Source organism: Chitinibacter sp. FCG-7 (assembly GCF_040047665.1).
Classification (GTDB): domain Bacteria; phylum Pseudomonadota; class Gammaproteobacteria; order Burkholderiales; family Chitinibacteraceae; genus Chitinibacter; species Chitinibacter mangrovi.
Map to the genome: position 1 here is coordinate 407524 of NZ_CP157355.1, position 19852 is coordinate 427375.

The 19852-nt window shown below is 49.1% G+C and carries 17 protein-coding genes; 11 read left to right on the plus strand and 6 right to left on the minus strand.

Annotation, left to right across the window (positions count from 1 at the left end):
- Positions 1–131 precede the first annotated feature (131 nt).
- The 6 genes from ABHF33_RS01920 to ABHF33_RS01945 all read left to right on the plus strand — a co-directional run bounded on the left by ABHF33_RS01920 (position 132) and on the right by ABHF33_RS01945 (position 6786).
- Positions 132–1580, plus strand: coding sequence for a protein adenylyltransferase SelO (locus ABHF33_RS01920; protein WP_348945386.1), 1449 nt, complete (start codon positions 132–134; stop codon positions 1578–1580).
- A gap of 436 nt (positions 1581–2016) precedes the next feature.
- Entirely contained in the window at positions 2017–3174 is a 1158-nt protein-coding gene (locus ABHF33_RS01925) for a DNA cytosine methyltransferase (RefSeq protein ID WP_348945387.1), read from the plus strand.
- A complete protein-coding gene (locus tag ABHF33_RS01930) occupies positions 3171–3728 on the plus strand; it encodes a hypothetical protein (protein WP_348945388.1) in 558 nt (185 codons plus the stop codon). Before ABHF33_RS01925 ends, ABHF33_RS01930 begins: the two co-directional genes overlap by 4 nt.
- A gap of 1028 nt (positions 3729–4756) precedes the next feature.
- Positions 4757–5668, plus strand: coding sequence for a MobA/MobL family protein (locus ABHF33_RS01935; RefSeq protein ID WP_348945389.1), 912 nt, complete (start codon positions 4757–4759; stop codon positions 5666–5668).
- Positions 5665–5883 (plus strand): hypothetical protein, encoded by a 219-nt coding sequence (locus ABHF33_RS01940; RefSeq protein WP_348945390.1) that lies wholly within the window; start codon positions 5665–5667, stop codon positions 5881–5883. The genes ABHF33_RS01935 and ABHF33_RS01940 overlap by 4 nt, the downstream gene beginning before the upstream one ends.
- A 354-nt stretch (positions 5884–6237) precedes the next feature.
- Entirely contained in the window at positions 6238–6786 is a 549-nt protein-coding gene (locus ABHF33_RS01945; RefSeq protein ID WP_348945391.1) for a helix-turn-helix domain-containing protein, read from the plus strand.
- A 75-nt stretch (positions 6787–6861) separates the two neighbouring features.
- On the opposite strand, the gene ABHF33_RS01950 is transcribed toward ABHF33_RS01945, so the two are convergent.
- Entirely contained in the window at positions 6862–8304 is a 1443-nt protein-coding gene (locus ABHF33_RS01950; protein ID WP_348945392.1) for a tyrosine-type recombinase/integrase, read from the minus strand.
- Positions 8305–8519: 215 nt separating this feature from the next.
- Between ABHF33_RS01950 and ABHF33_RS01955 the strand changes: the two genes are divergently transcribed.
- Positions 8520–9233: a protein adenylyltransferase SelO family protein gene (locus tag ABHF33_RS01955; RefSeq protein ID WP_348945393.1), complete on the plus strand. Its 714-nt coding sequence runs from the start codon at positions 8520–8522 to the stop codon at positions 9231–9233.
- 511 nt (positions 9234–9744) lie between these two features.
- Here the strand turns inward: ABHF33_RS01955 and ABHF33_RS01960 are convergent.
- Entirely contained in the window at positions 9745–10785 is a 1041-nt protein-coding gene (locus ABHF33_RS01960; RefSeq protein ID WP_348945394.1) for an SUMF1/EgtB/PvdO family nonheme iron enzyme, read from the minus strand.
- Between the two features lie 229 nt (positions 10786–11014).
- On the opposite strand from ABHF33_RS01960, the gene ABHF33_RS01965 reads away from it, so the two are divergent.
- Complete coding sequence (locus tag ABHF33_RS01965) at positions 11015–11902, plus strand: helix-turn-helix transcriptional regulator (RefSeq protein ID WP_348945395.1); 888 nt, start codon at positions 11015–11017, stop codon at positions 11900–11902.
- A gap of 47 nt (positions 11903–11949) precedes the next feature.
- On the opposite strand, the gene ABHF33_RS01970 is transcribed toward ABHF33_RS01965, so the two are convergent.
- The 3 genes from ABHF33_RS01970 to ABHF33_RS01980 all read right to left on the minus strand — a co-directional run bounded on the left by ABHF33_RS01970 (position 11950) and on the right by ABHF33_RS01980 (position 14681).
- Entirely contained in the window at positions 11950–12693 is a 744-nt protein-coding gene (locus ABHF33_RS01970; protein ID WP_348945396.1) for a glycine zipper 2TM domain-containing protein, read from the minus strand.
- A 269-nt stretch (positions 12694–12962) separates the two neighbouring features.
- Complete coding sequence (locus ABHF33_RS01975; protein ID WP_157670887.1) at positions 12963–13556, minus strand: metal-dependent hydrolase; 594 nt, start codon at positions 13554–13556, stop codon at positions 12963–12965.
- Between the two features lie 153 nt (positions 13557–13709).
- Positions 13710–14681: a YcjF family protein gene (locus tag ABHF33_RS01980; RefSeq protein WP_348945397.1), complete on the minus strand. Its 972-nt coding sequence runs from the start codon at positions 14679–14681 to the stop codon at positions 13710–13712.
- A 165-nt stretch (positions 14682–14846) separates the two neighbouring features.
- Here ABHF33_RS01980 and ABHF33_RS01985 point away from each other — a divergent pair, with 165 nt between their 5' ends.
- Entirely contained in the window at positions 14847–15248 is a 402-nt protein-coding gene (locus tag ABHF33_RS01985) for a DUF4259 domain-containing protein (protein WP_348945398.1), read from the plus strand.
- A 71-nt stretch (positions 15249–15319) separates the two neighbouring features.
- Here the strand turns inward: ABHF33_RS01985 and ABHF33_RS01990 are convergent, their stop codons facing one another.
- Positions 15320–17611: a Tex family protein gene (locus ABHF33_RS01990; RefSeq protein WP_348945399.1), complete on the minus strand. Its 2292-nt coding sequence runs from the start codon at positions 17609–17611 to the stop codon at positions 15320–15322.
- 102 nt (positions 17612–17713) lie between these two features.
- Between ABHF33_RS01990 and ABHF33_RS01995 the strand changes: the two genes are divergently transcribed.
- Together ABHF33_RS01995 and ABHF33_RS02000 are read left to right on the plus strand one after the other, a co-directional pair.
- The gene (locus tag ABHF33_RS01995; protein ID WP_348945400.1) at positions 17714–18484 is read left to right on the plus strand and encodes a ParA family protein; all 771 of its coding nucleotides are present in this window, start codon (positions 17714–17716) and stop codon (positions 18482–18484) included.
- A gap of 102 nt (positions 18485–18586) precedes the next feature.
- Entirely contained in the window at positions 18587–19804 is a 1218-nt protein-coding gene (locus ABHF33_RS02000; protein ID WP_348945401.1) for a hypothetical protein, read from the plus strand.
- The last annotated feature ends 48 nt before the right edge of the window (positions 19805–19852 follow it).

Genomic DNA, 19852 nt, shown 5'->3' on the forward strand with positions numbered 1-19852 from the left:
TGAATATTAGTGTACCCAAATATACCCCAAGTCGATCAATCAGACTATGCGCGCGCCTGCATCAGTTACTGACAATCTATTCAATGTCGGTTTAAAATATCCGACTAATTTACTCAACTTTAAAGATTGCCATGGCTTTTACACTTGCCCAGTTGCCGCTGTCTCCGCGCTTTAGCCTGCTGCATTCACGCTTCTGGATCGAGACTTTGCCGACGCCAATGCCTGCGCCGCACACTGTGGCGCTCAATCACGCTCTGGCTGAGGAGCTGGGTCTGGTATTTGGGGACGATGCTGCTGATTTTTTGCTGGGCAATCGCTTGCCGCAAGATAGCCAGCCTCTGGCCAGCGTGTATTCCGGCCATCAGTTTGGCGTGAATGTGCCCCAGCTGGGCGATGGTCGTGCCCTGCTGATTGCCGAGTTTTGTGGCCTCGATGGCGCACACTGGGAAATGCAGCTCAAAGGCGCGGGCCCGACGCCCTTTTCGCGTCGTGGCGATGGTCGGGCAGTATTGCGCTCTAGCATCAGAGAATACCTGGCCTCCGAGGCATTACACCACCTAGGTATTCCCACTACCCGTGCATTGGCGATTGCCGGCTCGCCGCAAGCCGTCTGGCGTGAAACCCGCGAGACGGCGGCGGTGGTGACACGGCTGGCACCGACTTTTGTCCGCTTTGGGCATTTTGAATATTTCTTCTATCAAGGCGAGCCTGAACGGGTACGCGAGCTGGCCGATTGGGTGATTGCACACCATTACCCGCAATGTCGAGATGCCAGCAATCCCTATCTGGCGATGCTGGAGCAAGTCATCAGCCGCACTACCACGCTGATTGCCCACTGGCAGGCGGTGGGGTTTTGTCATGGCGTGATGAATACCGACAATATGTCTATTCTTGGGCTTACATTAGATTACGGCCCTTACGGTTTTTTGGATGGTTTCGATGCTGGGCATATATGCAACCACTCCGATGAAAATGGCCGTTACGCCTATAATCAACAACCACAAATAGGGCTATGGAATTTACACTGTCTTGCTCAATCATTACTACCATTGATTGAAAAAGATGCGTTACTAGCTGCACTCAGCAAATACCAAGAACTGTTTGAAGTCGCCTTTTCCGAACAACTACGCGCCAAACTGGGTTTTGCTGAATGGATTGAGGATGACTGGACGTTGGTGACTGATTTGTTTGAATTGATGCAGACCACGCACACCGATTGGACAATTTTTTGGCGCACCCTATCACACTGGGTTCTGCAGCGTAACGATGGAGAACTGAGCGATTTTTTTGCCGATAGAATGGCTTTTTTACAGTGGTTGCAGCGGTATAAACAGCGTACAGTCGATGACGTTACAGACGAAGAGCGTAGCAAAAAAATGCTCACCACCAACCCGAAATACATCCTGCGCAATTATCTTGTCGAGATAGCAATTCAACGTGCACAGGCTGGAGATTTTTCTGAAATTGAGCGTCTCCAGCAATGTTTAACCCACCCTTTTGACGAACAACCAGAACATGAAAACTACGCAAAACTACCGCCGAATTGGGCGTCAGAGCTGTCAGTTAGTTGTTCTTCATAGCGATTATCACAGAATAAAAACCATCAAATTCTTACAAATAAAAAAACACATATTCCAACTTTACCAACGCAACATACATCCAATTTTTACTTTACGAAAATCATAATAAAACAAGACACATGTAAGCTAAATAAAATCAAGCTACCCATTGAGCTACCTTTACAGACACTACTACACCGTCGAGCGGCTTACTGCAACAAAGGCAAAGATTAGCCACTATCTTCATCATTCTTTGCTTTTATTGCAGCAATGACTTAAATCATGCATGTCAATATTTATTAAATAATGACGAACGAACCTAAGCTATAACTCGATAACTTACTGACCGAAATCGCCATCCATTAAGCCCCCTAGTCCGGGTTGTCACCCAACTCCGCTCAGCACTTGGAAGTACGTTATAATTTCAGCCGGTTACCAATTAAAGCAGTTGTATAAAATGAAGCTGGTTGATTTTTTTTCAGGTGCAGGCGGGTTAAGTAGCGGGCTCAATCAAGCGGGCTTCAATTCGATATTGGGCTCAGACATTCACCCTGTCTACGCAAATACATACCAAATCAATCACCCCAACGCAAAAGTCATCACACGTGACATTCGCACACTTACTGACGACGATATTTTTTCCCTGACTGGGCTTAAGGTTGGTGAGTTAGACTTAATCGCCGGAGGACCACCTTGTCAGGGATTCTCAGTCAACGCACCAATCCGGTCTCTCGACGACCAGCGAAATCACTTATTTAAAGACTACCTCAGAATTGCAGATAGCCTTCGCCCCAAAGCTATCCTAATCGAAAATGTTCCCGGACTTCTTTCGTTAGGCAAAGGTTCTGTTGTTGAGGCTATCTATAAAGAGTTAACAAACATGGGCTACTCAGTGGCTCATAAAGTTCTTTTTGCAGGGCATTACGGTGTGCCGCAGATGCGCTTTAGAACTATCTTCATAGCGCTGCGAGATGGTGGGAAGATTGAGTTTCCCGAGCCAACTCATGATGCCAGTGCCATTGCGAACTTTGGTGGAGCAAAGGAACACTGCATCAAATTATCCCCCTTATTCGCGGCACAGTTAAAAAGAAAAACTACGGTCAGTGATGCGCTTTCGGATCTCCCCGCACTAAGCCTAGGGCAAGCAATCCACGATATTGATTACCCAATACTCCCGCAATCGGAGTTTCAATCAATTTTACGAGCAGACTCTAGCCGCATTTACAACCATGCTTGCGCCAAGCTTGGAAAAGTCAACCTTGAGCGACTAAAGCACATACCTCAAGGCGGAAGCTGGCGAGACATACCACATGATTTGCTCCCAGCAGGACTCCAGCGTGCGAGAAGAAGTGATCATACAAAACGTTACGGCAGACTCCATCCGGATGAGCTTTGCAGTACGATCCTTACCAAGTGCGATCCACACTGGGGTAGTTTCTTTCATCCAAACCAAGATCGTGCGCTGTCGGTACGTGAGGCCGCAAGAATTCAGTCGTTTCCTGACAATTTTATCTTTACCGGTAGTCTGACTGAACAATTTGAGCAAGTTGGTAACGCTGTCCCCGCTCTAATGGCGAAATCAATTGGTGAAACTATTAAAAAGTTAATTTCATGACCGATAAGAAAAAAAACGTAACTCAGTCACAAAGAACTTTAGTTGAAGTATTTGGATACGATCCAAGAGATGTGAGCAAGGTTGCCAGACAATTCTGGCATCTAAATGCATGTCCGTTCGTAGGGCGAGCGTGCATAAAATTTGACCATACAAATACTATTTGTTACGGGACGTGCTCGGTAACAAATACAGGGCAAAATGTTGTCATCTGTCCCGTCCGACTCTATGCAAACGATTACGAAACTATTCGTGAGGTTGCTAGGGATGCATTCGGGGAGAATCTCCCTTTATTAATGTTTGATGACTACATTAAACAAGTTACTACGTCAGGGACAAATTTCGATGGAATCGTCGCGCTAGGCCAAAACTCGGGCAAAGAAGTAAAAATAACAAAAATGAGCATGGATTGGGTTCTTGCGCATATAAAAAATGGCGAATTGATTGAGTATGTAGGGATTGAAGTTCAATCAATTGATATTACCGGCAACTACCGAGATGCATGGTATGCCGCACGAGACGAGAAAGCAGACATCCCCCCTCAGGTCACGGGCTGAACTGGGCAAACGTGCACAAGCGATTGATCCCTCAAATTATACGAAAGAGCGTTGTTTACTCTAAATCGAAAATGGTACACAAGGGACTCTACTTTGTTGTGCCTGAGCCCGTTTACCAGCGCTTTGAAGAGGTCATAGGGAAAGACATTCCAGTAGAAAGTGAGTCGGGGAAGAATATCATCACTGTCCACACCTATGATCTGAGCGATGCCGTACCATCCGGGGAAAGAAGAACGCTCATTAAACAGCGAACGATTAGATTTAAGTTGGACGAGTTCTCTGCCCGGTTCATTAGCGGCCCTGGACTGCCATCAGGGGAAGCCCTTGATCAAAAAATTAGAGAAATACTCTCCTGCATGTAACGTATATCCATACACCACAAAGCTCATCATAGAGGCAGAATTTTATTAGTTAGAATCGTAAAAATGCGATTTAGTAGTTTAAAATCGATTTAATTTAGAAACTTCAGTCATGACAACGCTATTGTTACTCGACTAAAAAAACACCGTTAAAACTGATCTTAACGGTGTTTTTACTTATTGTTCTTACCAACAAACTCCAGCCCTCCACCATCTCCGTTAAAAATAACGACATTAATGGCCCTTTGGCTAAATCATCGAATTACACTCTAATCAACTACATTCTGACTTTCTTGCTCTTCTATTGCCCCCCCAGAAACTAACGCGCTCCGCTTGTTATACTCTGTTTGTTTCAAATTCAACAAAGTCGAATTTAAAACAAACAGAGTAATAATTGCATTTCTCTCCGGCCCGGCATTACAATAATAAAGGACCAATAAAATACCGGTAAAATTGAAATACCTTTCTTAACCCAATAAAAGATATTTTCAATTATTTTAATAATTACCACCAATAAACCCATAGTTTTCATTTTTTACAATTTAATTTATCAAAATATTATTAATCGCAATTTTGAAAAATGCTCCCTGCTAAGGGCGCACTTATCCAAACAGTAGTTTGGTGCGCCCTCCGGGGGATTTAAAACGATCAAAAGGATTAATTTTAAAAATGGCTATTTTCCACGCAACAATTAAAAGCCACAGCAGAAAGCCGACAAATAACAACAAAGGCTCTTTACTGTCCATTGTCGCTTACCGCTGCGGAATAAAAATTAGAGATGAAAAATTAAATTTAGAATTTGATTTTTCTAAAAAAAGCGACGTTCGAGAAAATTTTTTAGTTTTTTCCAAAAAATTCGAGGGCGCTTACTTGGCAGAGGGAGGAAGAATCGATGATATTCCGGCGTTCTGGGCTACGCAGGACAAAAAAGAGTTAAAGGTAAACTCAAACCACAGCCGTGAATGGGAGCTGGCACTCCCATGCGAATTGAGTCGCGAACAACAACGCGAACTAGCCGAGAAATTTGCCGTTGAATTTTGCGAAATTCATGACGTTGCCGGATCAGTTTCTGTACATAACGGTAGAAAAAAACGTAGCAAAAACTGTGACGTAGATGACGACATTCAAAATAATCATTGCCATTTTCTTTATACCACTAGAGATTCAAATGGTGACAAAACTAGGCAATTTAACGACCACCCGGAAAAAAAAATCGTCACCGAAGAGGGACGCTTGCTGTGGGAAAATTTGTGCAATGCCGCTTTGAAAAATGCAGGCAGCGATGCTCGCGTTTCTCGCCTAAGCAACGCCGACAGAGGTATAACAGAAGCGCCCGGATACCACACCGGCCCAAACGAGCGCGATTGGAAATTATCCTCGGAGGAGCATCAGCGACGGAAAAACGCGGCAAAGAAAAAGCATGATGATCGACTAAAAAAAATAAACGAACGGAAGCTTCAAGACAGCCGAATTTTCGCAATAAAACAGGCCGAAATAGAGCAGATGAATGATGTTTTGCTCGGTCAACGAGCAATAGCCGACCAACTCAACTACGATATACAGAAAAAAAGAATGAGTTGACAGTAAAAACACACGAAATCGAAACTAACGAAATTAAATTAACTAATACAAAAAAACAACTAGAAAAAGAGGAAAAGCGGCTAGCTGAATTAAAAAATCAAGATCAGCAGGACAGTGGGTGGGAAACGCCAAAAACAAGATCAGAGCTTGCTCTAGAAAATCTAAAAAATCAACAAAGCCTAGCGAACAACCCATTTACAAAGAAATTCAGATAATTCCAATCGCTACTTCAAAGCGTGGGTTTCAAGGGAGCGAAGGATAATTAGATATAAGACTTAGCTTACTCCAACCATTACAATTGGTATTCTTACTGGATATTTTTAACATCTTATAGTTGACTTTTTTTGAAAAATCAAGCGTTGTCAACATTAAATTAATTAAATAAATCAACCTATTTTTTTCTTACACTACAAAAAATCTAGCAAAAACCAATTTACTGAATTTTATAAAAAGTTGACATAATTAAAAAACATACATAATAATTTATTTTAATTACCCTATTGATTTAATTATCTCTCATACGTAAAATTTTTATTGTCTGAGTTAAATTTTACACCAAGGAGACAAAAATGGACATTCAAGATTTCCAAAAAAAATCACCTAACATTCAAAAAATAATACTAGAAAAATTATCAAATAACAGCGAAAAACTGGAGAAACTAGAAAAAGAAATAACAGACAAAAAGAAACTATTTGAGGAAAACAAAAACTTCCAATTTTGGCAATTTAATTCTCAGACATTTTCCGCAATTATAAAAAAATTAGATAAAAAAAGCGAAAGTGATATATTTTTGGCACTTTGTCAATTTTCACAAAAGAATAACAGCGTTTACATTTCACAGGAAACTCTTTCAAAATTGACAAATTATTCTCGCCCCACCGTTTCAAATGCTTTGAAGAAATTAATCACTGAAAAGCTGATTCTACGGCTGGGCGACTCCTTGTACGTCCTCAACGCAGATTTGGTCTGGCAAACTGGATTTTCAAAAAAGACGTATGCACATTTTAAGACGACAGTCATTCCCTCGGAAGAACAAATTGAAATGTTGACAACATTTAAAAATAGTAAGAAAACATACAAAAAGGCGCAATCAATTAGCACAAAAGCTTATTTTTGACATGCAAAATAACGAAAATTGAACTTATTGCACTTTACACCTGAGTAGCAAAAGCCCGTTTTACGGGCTTTTTTTTCAACCGTCCGAAGTTAAATTCGGCACTTTACCTCGTCCACCTGTATCAATTTTGAACTCCCCGCCCGGACGAAAACCTAGGTCTACAAAATGATTTCCCACTTTCTCTACTTCGGCAGAGACCATTTTGAAAATTGTTGATTTTTTCGAATAATGAACAATATTTACATCCTTTATTTTATGACCTAGTGCAAGTTTTTGAATGAGGAAATCTTGCGAAAAATCTAAAACCAAATTTGAAAAAGTTCTCCGTAAGTCGTGGCTTGAAAATTTTTTCATATTATTATTTTTACAAAATTCTGAAATCCCATTACTGGTATTCGACAAAGATTTTTCTTGAATATGTGGCACTAAAACTGGTGATGTTGTTTTTGTATTTTCTTCAAAATTATCACGATAATGCGGGTTTGGAAAAACGAACTCAGATGAATCGCCAACTGCTTTTTTTCGAAAAAGCAACACTTCACGCAATGGTTTTGAAACATGCACCAAAATGGGAAGGCCATTCTTTGTATTGTCAATTTTAATTACACAATTCTCCAAATCTATATTTTTCCACACCAAAGACACAACATTAATTGATCGAACCCCTGTAAATAACTCAACAATTAAAATATCCTTATAGCTTCTAGAAAATCTACATTCATCCGAGTAAATAAACTGAAAAAACTTTCTCAACTCAAAGTCATTTAAAAATCGATTCCTTTCTTTTTCAGGTTGCATTAATTCAGCACCAAAAGGAAAGAAAGGGAAATTCACATTGCCAGCCTTTGTTTCTTCTTTGATAATTTTTGACAAATACCCAATTAATTTGTTAAGCAAATAGTCGCCAGAATTATTCCTCCTAACGTATCTACTACCATCCTTTTTAATTTTATCTACTCTACTCTCGTCAATCTCGCGAATTTTGTTAATGAATTCTATTTTGAATTTCCTTACTTGCTCCAGAGTTAATTCTGAAAATTTCAACGATGGAAATCTTGTCAAATCAGATATTAGCCATTTTTCTATTTCCTTAATTTGCTGATTTTTTGACTTAATTTGTGCAATAGATAACACGTTGTCAATATATGACCGAGCAACATCTGCAACTGTGCGTGTTATATATTTTCTAGTATATGCATTTCTGATTTTCTCATTTTTTTCTTCCTCAAAAAAATCCTTTGGATCAAGTCCTTTTTTAAAAATGGCAAAATATTCAGCATATTTTTCAAGTGCGGACGCTGTACTTTCTCTTATTTTTGAAGAGTCCAGAGCACCAAGCGTAATTTGTCTTTTGTTATGGCTCACAGGCTGGTTGTAGCGAAATACCCAACTGAATGTCTGATTTTTTGGGTAAAAGATCAGGCACAACCCGGTTTTTCCGCTATAGGTGAACAGGATTTTTTCCTTTGTCTCACCAGAAAATTCGCCAGCCCTAACTCGTTTTAACAGCGTTTCCACGCTGGAGAATTCTCTATTTTTTACCATCCCTGCTCCCTCATCGATCACATTAGCCAGCTCGCTGAGCTACCTACAAGCTACCCTAACCCTCTACCTGATGGTCACTATATAAAAATTTCTTGTCAATACAAAACAACCATATAAATCACTGTTTATCAACAGATAATAGCATTTTTTCAAAGTAAAGTCAGGCCAGAGAGGAAATACATAAAGTAATGAATAGCGACAATATGTCGATTCTGGGGCTAACCCTTGACTATGGCCCTTATGGTTTTCTGGATGGATTTGACGCGGGACATATCTGCAACCATTCAGACGACAGTGGCCGCTATGCCTACAATCAGCAGCCACAAATCGGGCTCTGGAACCTGCACTGCCTCGCACAAGCGTTGCTGCCGCTGATCCCGCGTGACGATTTGCTCGCCGCACTGGGCGAATATCAGCCCCAGTTTGAAGCGGCCTTTGCCGAGCAGCTCCGCCGCAAACTGGGTTTTGCCACCTGGCAGGAAGACGACTGGACGCTGGTCACCGATCTGTTTGAGCTGATGCAGGCCACGCACACCGACTGGACGCTATTCTGGCGCAGCCTGAGCCATTGGCCTTTGCAGCAGAACACCGCCGAATTACGCGATCTGTTTTTGGCGCGTAACGAATTCGATCAATGGTTAGCGCGCTACCAGAGCAGACTGAACGACGGCATCACGCCCGAACAGCGCAGCCAAGCCATGCTCTTAGCCAACCCCAAGTACATCTTGCGCAACTATCTGGCGGAAAACGCGATTGCACTGGCCCAGCAAGGCGATTTTAGCGAGATCAAGCGCCTGCATCGCTGCTTGATGCAGCCCTTTGCCGAGCAGCCCGAGTTTGCCGCCTACGCCGCTATGCCACCTGAGTGGGCCAAAGAAATTACACTCAGTTGCTCCTCCTAACAATCCAGGAGTAAATACAGGGGTATATCACTACAGTCATTGATAATAATGCTCTTTATAAATATACCCCCAATAAAAAACCGCTCATTTTCGAGCGGTTTTTTTTATTAGGTCATGTTATTAGGTCATGCCGCATGATTAGCAGGACTAAAGCTGGCGGCTGGCCCGATGGAAAAACAGACGATACAGCAGCGGGAATAACACCACCGCCAGCAGCAAAACAATCAGGCTTGTTTCATCACTCATTTTGCACACTCCCCCGGATCGGCGCTATTTCAGACAAGATGCTGCTGATTTATACAGATATCGCTAATTTGTTCCCGACACCCCGGAGTTGCAATAAAAAGTTCATCTGTCGCCCGATTTCGCAGCGTTTACGCGACATCGGCAGCAAGCCGCACCAAGCCGCTGCCCGCCAATCAATCGGGCGACAGATGCGCGGGCAAGGTACGTGCCAGACGAAAGCCGATGGATGGATTGAAGTATCCGGGCTCGACTGCCGGGCGGTCGCTCAGATGCATATCGGTCGTATTATCCCAGCTGGCGCCACGCAGCATGCGCATATCAGTACCGCATTGTCGCCCAGTGGATTGACCTGCGGATCGCTGGTATACACCCGCTCGCGATCACTGATCCATTCCCAGACATTACCCGACATATCGTACAAACCCAGTGCATTGGCCGGATAGCTGCCCACAGGTGCCAGCCGCGCATGGCCGTCGTCAACGCCAGGCCAGGGGTTAAAGCCCTGAGCCAGCTCACCAAAATGCAGCATAAAGCTGCGATCGGCAATATTGGCCAGCGGCTGATTGCCATTGAGCGGCAAGCCGTTGCCCCAGGCGTTGATCAGATCACGGTCGCGCTCGCGGGCGGCGTATTCCCATTCGGCTTCTGTAGGTAGGCGATAGCCAAACACCTTGCGAATATCACGCGTTGGCTGCCCGGCAGCGTCGAGCAAATCACCGGTGTGCTCGTTGTAGCTCACGGGCCAGCCTTGCTGCTGATTGAGCCAATTGATATAGCGGATCACATCAAACCAGCTGACATTCACCACTGGCAAATGATGGCGGCCCAGCTCGAATCCGCCCAAATCGAGCGAGCTGGCAGGCGGGCGGCCAGTGGCGCTGGTATAGCGATCAAACTCGGCAAAGGTGACCTCGGTGCGGCCAATCTGATAATGACCCAGCGTCACCTGGTGCAGCGGATATTCATTCGGATAATTAAATCCTGACGTAATCGTTGCGCCCATCGTGAACGTCCCGCCGCGAATCGTCTTCAGCTGTGCCGGTACGGCGTGGCCATGCACCTGCCATGCGCCCCACTCCGTACCGGGTGTTTCGCCACGCGTCCACCAGCGCGCCTGATACGTTTGCCCCAGGTAGGTCACCGAATCGCCCTTGCCATAGGTCGCGGCGGCTTGCCAATCTGCGGCATTTACGAGCGAGCCTGCCATTAGCGCCATCAGCGCCAGCGCAGCGGTGGTTTTATCCGCTGCAGTGCGCCACCCGCTGCGACACAGCGCGGCCATCAAAGGCCGAAAGCCTGTTTTCATCGTCAAAGTCTCCATCCTGAATAATTGAAATGAGCAACCCTGTTCCGGGTTTTTACGCTCTGCGTCCACTGCTCACAGCACGATCAGTATCGAAACTGTGACGCAGCTTGCAGCCCCATTCTAATCATTGGTTTTTCTCATTAGAATGTTCGCGTTTAGCTGGAGATTTGTTCGATTCTGCGCTTGAACCCGCCCCAGCTGCGGGCGCCACATCCCCACAGGACACGCCATGCCGACCATCTATTACGAGCGTTTTGAACTAGACCAGCAGACGAAATCGGACGCATCGCGCCTTGTTGGCGCGCATGTTTTTCATCAGGCATCGTGCCCGGCCATGCGTGAATATGGCTTGTATATGTGCGGGGTAGGCAAACCGGATGGGCCATGTGAAATCGAGCGGATTGACCCGCCTTTTCATGTTCTGCTCGTGCTACTGGGCGGCACGGCCGAAATATTCGAGGACAATCAGCGCTGGACCATCGGCGCAGGCGAGTTTGCCGTGCTGCCTGCGCGCGGGCGGCGCGGGTTTCGGCGAATTGGCGATGCGGCCATGCCGCATGTGTGGTTTTTGCTCAACGATGAGCCGCGCTGGCAGCATCTGCATCGTGCTCAGTGCTGGCTAGGCCAGACTTCTCACGGCGCACGGCTCTATGACGCCGTATCGCTGTTTCAACGCGAGGCGCAGCTGGGCAACGCTGGCGCACACGACACGCTGGTCTTGCAATCACTGGATATTGTCAGCCGACAGTTAGAGCGCCTGCTCGATCTGGCGCAAGAGCGCCCCCAGCAGGAGCAAGCACTGGTGCAATTACTCGATAGTATTCGCCGCGATCCGGCTGGCAACTGGTCGGTCAGCACCCTATGCCAGCATGTGGGGCTGGGCGCGACGCAATTGCACCGGCTATGCCAGCGCCGCTATGGCCGTGCACCAGCACAGCTGGTTTTCGACATTCGCATGCAGCTGGCTCGCGACTGGCTGGCTCAGGGCCAGCGCGTCGCCAATGTGGCCACCGCGCTGGGCTATCAGGAAATCGCCAGCTTTTCCCGCCGCTTTAGCCGCCATTTTGGCTGCCCACCGAGCAAAATGGCCAAGCCGGGTGTTGCTAAACTGGCCTGAGTGGCCAAACAGCCCCAAGCGGCTTGCCGCTGGCAAGCCAACTTCAACTAGCGTTTGACCAGCTGCTTATTGTCGAGCCGGACTTTATCGCCTTCTTTAAAACCGTGATTGGGATTGTCGAAAGCAATTTTTTGCTCGCTGCCATCGTTCAATTTCACGGTCACTTCATAGAATTTTTTCTCATTCATTTTGCCCTCGACCTTATTACCGGCATAGGCACCGCCCAGCGCGCCAGCAATAATCGCCGCAGTACGCCCACTGCCTTTCCCGACCATGCTGCCCAGCCCCGCACCGACGGCCGCCCCGCTGATTGCGCCTATCCATGAGCCTTCACCGGGCTGATCGACCACGGCAACGCGGCTAACCACGCCGCACCCCGGGCAAGGAGCCCCGGTAGCTGGTTTGCTGAGCGCGATTTTCAAGGCCGCTTTTTTCTGCTTGGTCGCCTCGGTTTTGCAAGTGGGTTGCGTAGCCTTGCTGAGCTCCTTGCACACCGACTGCATCAGTTGATAATCAGCCTCGATTTGCTTTTTCTGGCTTTTTAAGTCGCCTTGATACTCCGGCAGGGGCGCTTTGGGGTCACGCTGATCCCATACCGTTTGATAAGCGCCTTGCCGCTGCTGCTGTGCCTCGCTTTTGCAATCGGCCTGCTCGCTCTTGTCAAACTCAAGGCACACCGCCAAATCGCTTTTATATGTCGCCTCGATCTGGGCGCGTGCCGTTTTCAGATCGGCAGCCTGGCTCGCCGCTGCAATGAGCAGACTGGCAAAAAATACATTGAAAGTACGCATCAGAATCTCCTTACAGAGTGGATTATGCTTACCCCAACATAGACGCCAATCTGCTCGGACACTGCCAGCAGCTGACCAACGTGATCAACTACTGAATACGGTGGAAATCACTGATTTAATACCATGGGTATACCGATGTAGATCAAATTCAACAAGAAACACAGAGACATACCTACCAAGGTATATTCATCCGTCGATTGCTCGCTCGCAGGCCGCTACCGCTTGTGAGCGGCGGTTCACCGGCCATTGGGAATCGATTTGGAGCTGATTCAAGCCGCGGCCAGCCGCTCCACCCAATACACCAGCCAGACCTTGCCCGACGCCCATAATTGCCAGAGCTGCGCTTCGAGCAACTGCTGCACAGGTTGCAACCAAGCCTGCGCCGGTCTGCCCAGCGCCACCCATAGAAAATAGCCGATGCCAACCCAGCAGCAGCGATAAATCAGCTGCTCCATCGGCCCGTCGGCTTTAAACAGTTTGAACGAGAATTTCTGCCGCATTGGCCACAGCAGCGGCACGCCGGAAGGCGTGAGCATATCGCCAATAATGTGCGACAAATACCCCACCACCAGCGGCAAGACCGGCCAATTGTGGTTCTGATGATCAGCCAGCAGCAGGTAGACCATCACCACCACCATCAGAATCGAATGGGTAAAGCCGCGATGGCCGAACACGGCCGCCAGCGGGATGGAAATATACGGCACGATGCGGCCAAAAGTGGATTTGGGATGATCCAGATCGGGCAACAGACCCGCCGCGCCAGCAATGGCGACTTCGTGTAGCTGCGGCATACGCTGCAAAATGCCAACACTGCACGCCACCATCATCAGCGAGGCAAATGCAATGTGCGTGCGGGCCATCATGGGGGCTTACCTAACGAGCTGCAAACCAGTGGGTATTGGCGCACAGCCCTTGAAAATATTGGGGGCGCAGAAGATACCAGAAAACCGCGCCCCTGTTCAGATTATGTACGCCCAGAACAGGCCACAATTGAAGCGGGGATAAAACAGCAGCGCCTAGACGCCTTTTTTCACCAACTGCATCACCGTGCCGTAATCCAGCGAGCGCGCCTGCTGCTGGATTTGTGGCAGGTATTGCGCCTGCAAATCTTTGGCCGGGCCGAGCAGCTGGCTGAAGGTGTCTTTCAGCACCGCTGTTTCCATCTTGCGCCCACCAGCATAGTAGCGCCGCGCCAGTTGCCCCAGTGCATACGTCGTCGCAAAAGAAAACGCGATGCCCGTCGCTGCACCACCCACCTTGCCCGCCGTTTTGCCAACATATTTACCCAGCAGGCCACCGAGCAATTTGCGGCCAAACTGCTCGACATATTGCGAAGTCAGCCCCACGCCCGCCGCCGCCAGAAACTCGCGAATATGCCCCTGATCAAGCTCGACGCCATACGCCTTGCCCACGCTGTGCACCAGCTTGAGCTGCAAAGGCACAATCGCCATCGTGGCCCACGACTGCGGCAGCAATTCCAGCGCACCGCACACAATGGCAAAGCGCAGCACCGACGCATCAAGCGCGCGATCGGCCTCCAGCGGCAAAGCCAGCAAGGCCGCCGCAGGCGCTGTGCTATTTACAGGGATGGCGGGAGCAACTGGCGGAGCAGGCGTATCGTAAGCAAACCAGGCATTGGCCTCGGCCTCGATACTCGCCGTCTCGCCGCCCAATTGCAAAGCCGCTTTCAGCTCGGCCAGAAAAGCCGTTTCAGCCGCAGTCTGACGGCCATCGGCATCAACAACGCACACGGCCATCTCGAACGCCAGCTGCCGCTGCGACGCATCGCCCAGCGCCGCCACCGCATCGGCCAGCACATAACGTTTGAGCAACACATCCTGATATAGCCGCGCCAGATCAACACCGCCGCCTCCCAGAGACGCCGCAATCTGCTTGATCGCATCACGCTCGCGGCTATCTTTGTCGCCATCGCAAAAAGCGGCAAGCAAAGTAATGGCCAGAATGGCCTGCTGTTCGGTCTGAGTCATGGCATCGAATTCCGGAAAAAGATTTTAGGACTCAGCACGATTGCAGAGGTTCCACGCTGATCATCAGCGATAACAAGACGCTTAAATCTTACAAAATTGACAGCATGAATGATGGTGGGTAGATTTCATCAGGCAAAAAACCGCAATTGGATTAGGAGAAAGACAATGGGTACATGGTCACATGAGCCATTTGGCAATGACGATGCCAACGATTGGGCCTACGATCTGGAAGGATCAAGCGATCTTTCTATCGTCGAGCAAGCACTGGATGATGCTCTGGAGGCAGAAGATTATCTGGAGGCACCCGAAGGCGCGAATGCAGTGGCGGCAGTGGAAGTACTGGCAAAATTGCTCGGAAAAGGCACCCAGTCGGATGCATATACCGAGAAAATTGATGAATGGATTAAAACCGTCAACGAGCAACCAAGCACCGCCCTGCTTGAAAAAGCAAAGCGTGTGCTTGAGCGCGTCAGCGCAGAGGATTCCGAGCTTCACGACTTGTGGTCTGAAGTGGGAAATAAGGAATGGGCGGCATCGATTGATGTCCTCAAAGCCGCTATCAGCTAACAGCTTAAAAACCCTTACTGCCCGGCTCGTCACTGCAACACATCAAGCGTCTGTGCATTTATGGCCATCTATCAACGCTTTAGTTTGGCCAAAGCATCGGCCATGGCCGAGTTTATTGGCGCAGCCTGCTTGGCCTGATTGATACGTTCAGGCTGGCGGGCTGTTTTGACTGGTGGACGGTCTACCGCTGGCGGGGTGTCATTCAGCCGCATGGTTAGCGCAATGCGCTTGCGCTGCACGTCCACTTCCAGCACTTTCACCTTTACCACTTGCCCGGCTTTCACCACAGCATGCGGATCTTTCACAAAGCTATTGGCCAGCATCGAGATATGCACCAAGCCATCCTGATGCACACCAATATCCACAAAAGCACCAAAATTGGTGACATTACTGACTACGCCTTCAAGCACCATCCCCACTTGCAGATCGCTGATTTTCTCAATCCCGGCCGCAAAGGTGGCGGTTTTGAATTCGGGGCGCGGATCGCGGCCGGGTTTTTCCAGCTCGGCCAGAATGTCTTTGACGGTAGGCAGGCCAAATTGCGCGTCGGCCAGACTTTCAGGCGACACCGATTGCAAAGCGGCGCGGTCACCCATCGTCGCAGCTAAATCCTTGCCCAATTTTTGCAATAGTTTTTCGACGATTGGGTACGCTTCGGGGTGAACTGCTGATGAATCCAATGGATTATCGCCACCCATAATGCGCAAAAAGCCCGCCGCCAACTCAAAGGTTTTGCCGCCCAAGCGCGGCACTTTCAGCAGCGCTTTGCGGTTTTTGAAAGCACCATACTCATCGCGGTATGCCACTACATTGCTTGCCAATACTGGGCTTAAGCCAGATACCCTCGCCAACAGCGCTGCCGAGGCGGTGTTCACATCCACCCCCACCGCGTTCACGCAGTCTTCCACCACCGCATCGAGCATGCGGGCGAGTTCGGTTTGGTTCACATCATGCTGGTATTGCCCCACGCCAATCGCTTTCGGGTCGATTTTGACCAGCTCGGCCAGCGGGTCTTGTAGTCGGCGGGCAATCGACACCGCACCGCGCAGTGATACATCAAGCTGCGGAAACTCTTTGGCCGCTAATTCAGAGGCCGAATACACCGAAGCGCCCGCTTCGGAAACCACCACCTTCACCGGTTTTTTGCCGTCGATCTGGGCGATCAAGTCGGTGGCGAGTTGTTCGGTTTCGCGGCTGGCCGTGCCATTACCAATCGCAATCAGCTCCACGCCATGTGTGTCGCATAGTTTTTTCAAGGTATGCAGCGATTTATCCCAATCGCGGCGCGGTTCGTGCGGGTAAATGGTGTCGGTCGCGAGCAGCTTGCCAGTGGCATCGACCACCGCCACTTTCACGCCAGTGCGCAGGCCCGGATCCAGCCCCAGCGTGCAGCGCGGGCCCGCGGGCGCGGCCAGCAGCAGATCTTTCAGATTGCGCGAAAAGACTTTAATCGCCTCCAGCTCGGCACGCTCACGCGCGGCGGTGAGTAGCTCATTTTCCAGCGAGACGCCCAGCTTAGTGCGCCATGCTGCGCGCACCACCTCGCCCAGCCACAAATCAGCGGAATTGGCGCTAATGCCAACATGCCGTGCAATACGTTGCTCGGCGCTGCTCCAGATTTTACTGCGCGCGCCGTTGTCGATTTCTTCCGGCAATTGAATGCCGATGCTGAGGATTTTTTCATTCGCGCCGCGCAACACCGCCAACACGCGGTGCGAGGGCATCGCCGCCCATTTCTCGGCAAAATCAAAATAATCGGCAAATTTGGCGCCCGCCTGCTCCTCCCCTTTCACCACTTTGCTCGTCACCAAGCCACTGCTTTGTAAATGACTGCGCAACTGGCCGATCAGCGCGGCGTCTTCACCCCAGCCTTCTAATAAAATGGCTTTGGCGCCTTCGAGCACGGTTTTTACGTCGCTAAAACCTTCGCACACAAAGCCCGCCGCCAGTTTCTCGGGGTCTTGCTGCGGGTTTTTTAGTAATTGCGCGGCCAGTGTGGCCAGCCCAGCTTCGCGGGCGATTTGCGCTTTGGTGCGGCGCTTTTGCTTATACGGCAGATACAGGTCTTCCAGCGTTTGCTTGTTATCCGCGGCGTCGAGCTGGGCGCGCAGCGCGGCGCTCATTTGCCCTTGTTCTGTGATCGTCGCGATAATGCTGGCACGACGCTCGTCCAGCTCGCGCAGATAGCGTAAGCGCTCAGAGAGCAATCGCAGTTGGCCATCATCCAGACCGCCGGTCACCTCTTTGCGATAGCGGGCGATAAACGGCACCGTGGCGCCCTCATCGAGCAAGGTCACGGCGGCGGCCACTTGCGCCGATTTGCAATTGAGTTCCTGCGCCAGACGCTGGGTGAGATTGGACATACGATATGCTCAGATTCGGAAGGTTTGGCATTGTACCCATGCCGCTTGGCTTTCGTCATGGCATAATCAACGTCCGCAGCGGGAAACAAAAACGGGACTCAGATGACGGTAATTGCAGTGTTTAATCAGAAAGGTGGCGTGGGTAAAACCACGGTCACTGCCAATCTGGCCGCCACTTTGGTACAAAACGGGATTGCGCCTTTGGTGATCGATTTGGACCCGCAGGCTCACCTGACTGCCACTTGGGGACTCAATCCCAAATCCAACCAGACCATGTACCGCTTTTATCAAGGTACGTCACCGCTGACCGATCTGATTCAGACCTCGGGGCCCGGCATTCATTTTATCCCCTCGCACCTGGAGTTGGCCCGCGTCGACTCGCAGCTGGGCAAGCATCGCGATCATTTGTGGCGACTCAAACTCGCGCTTGAGGCCGAAATGCTGGCCGGTAGCGGCACGCCGATTATTATCGATTGCAGCCCAATGCTGGGGGTATTGTCGTTTTCAGCCTTGCTGGCGGCCGATTTGATCCTGATACCCGTGGCAGCTGAATACCTGGCGCTCAATGGCGCATGTATGCTGGAGCGCACCCTATTCGGGCTGGAAAAATTTGATCGCCGCCGCGAGCGTCGTTATCTGGTCAATCGCTTTAAAGAAGGCCACGAAACGCACGAAAAAGTGCGCGCCCAATTGCAAAAACACTTCCCGCGCGAATTGCTCAATACCATCATCCACGAAAACGACGACATTATGGCGGCGGTGGGCGACAACCTCGATGTATTTAGCTACGCCCCCGATAGCTCGGCTGGCACAGATTTTAGTTTTCTACTCGATGAGCTGATTGAAAAAGGTCTGATCGGCTTAGAAGCGTAATATTTGCGCGACAATTTTGCATTGCAGCATCCGATTCTTTATTTTCTAAGCTCCCTGCGCTAAACCTAATTCATAGTAATTAAACCGCAGTGGAGAGCGAAAATGAAACTGAATACTTTGGTCATGGCCAGCACCCTTGTTGTGAGCAGTGCATTAAGCCAAGCAGGTGTATTTGATATCACCACCACCTTGAATGGGCAGGTGGCTAGCGATAGCTACACCTCGGCAGAGGATGCAATCCACACGCTGGAAGCGAGCAATCTGAAAAGCCTTTATCAGAATTACACCGGCACAGAAGCGGTGAATGCGCAAATCAATTTCCGCGGCATCCCCATTACCCTAGCCTACCCGAATGCCAATCAAACCCTGCTGACATTGAATATCCCCAGCATTGGCGTCAATCAAACCTTTACAGGTCTCACGCGGGATGAAAGCGAAGACATGTTGGTCAAATATCTGAAAAACAATCCTGACTTGCTCAATGCCTTTAGCAAGGAAAGCGTTAAAGTTTCCCCTGTCGACCCGATTGCCGGTAATCCGAATAGCCTGATGAGCCGTTCCGTGGCCAATGACGCGGCCTTGATGTGGCAAGGCGCACACGGTGTGGGCTCGGCAGATGATAAAAACCATTTTGGTGTAGGCATTAGCTACAACCGTTTTGTGAGCGAGCAGACAGGCAATGCCAAGGAGATGAAAAGCGATGGCTTTACACTGCCATTGACCTACACCCGGCAATTTAACGAGCCCAACCATGAGCTCATCGTCAATATTCCTCTGGGCTACACAACAGTAGACGGGGCAAAAGCGGTTGATGCTAGCGTTGGTCTGGTTTACCGGTATCCTATTCGCAGCAACTGGGTATTATCGGCCGCCACCGCGGTTAGAGCCGCGGGCTCCAAAGATCTGGCTGGCGCTGGCTGGATGCTCTCCGGCTCACTCGCATCCAGCTATGAATTTGGTTCAGACAATTGGAGCCTGACTCTAGCGAATATGGTCGGCTACTACAAAGTCATGAAAATGAAGCTGGATGAGACCGAGTTTAACCCTGGCATTCGCAATATTGCCTATCGCAACGGCCTGCTCTTTGCCATGGACAGCGGCTGGGCTATTGGCGATCAGCCCTTGAGCTGGGAAGCCTTTATCATCGACACGCGTTATACCGGCACCGAGCTATTTAGCAATTATCAGGACGAAATCGGCGTAACCTTTGGCACCAAACGCAGCATTCTGGCCAAAGATGCCGATTTGCGTGTGGGCTTTAGTTATTTGTTTGGCGACAATGTGAATGCCTTCAAAGCCAATTTTGGCGCTTGGTTTTAGCCGAGCTGCCCGCCCTATCTACAGACAAAAAAGCCATCCCACGATGGC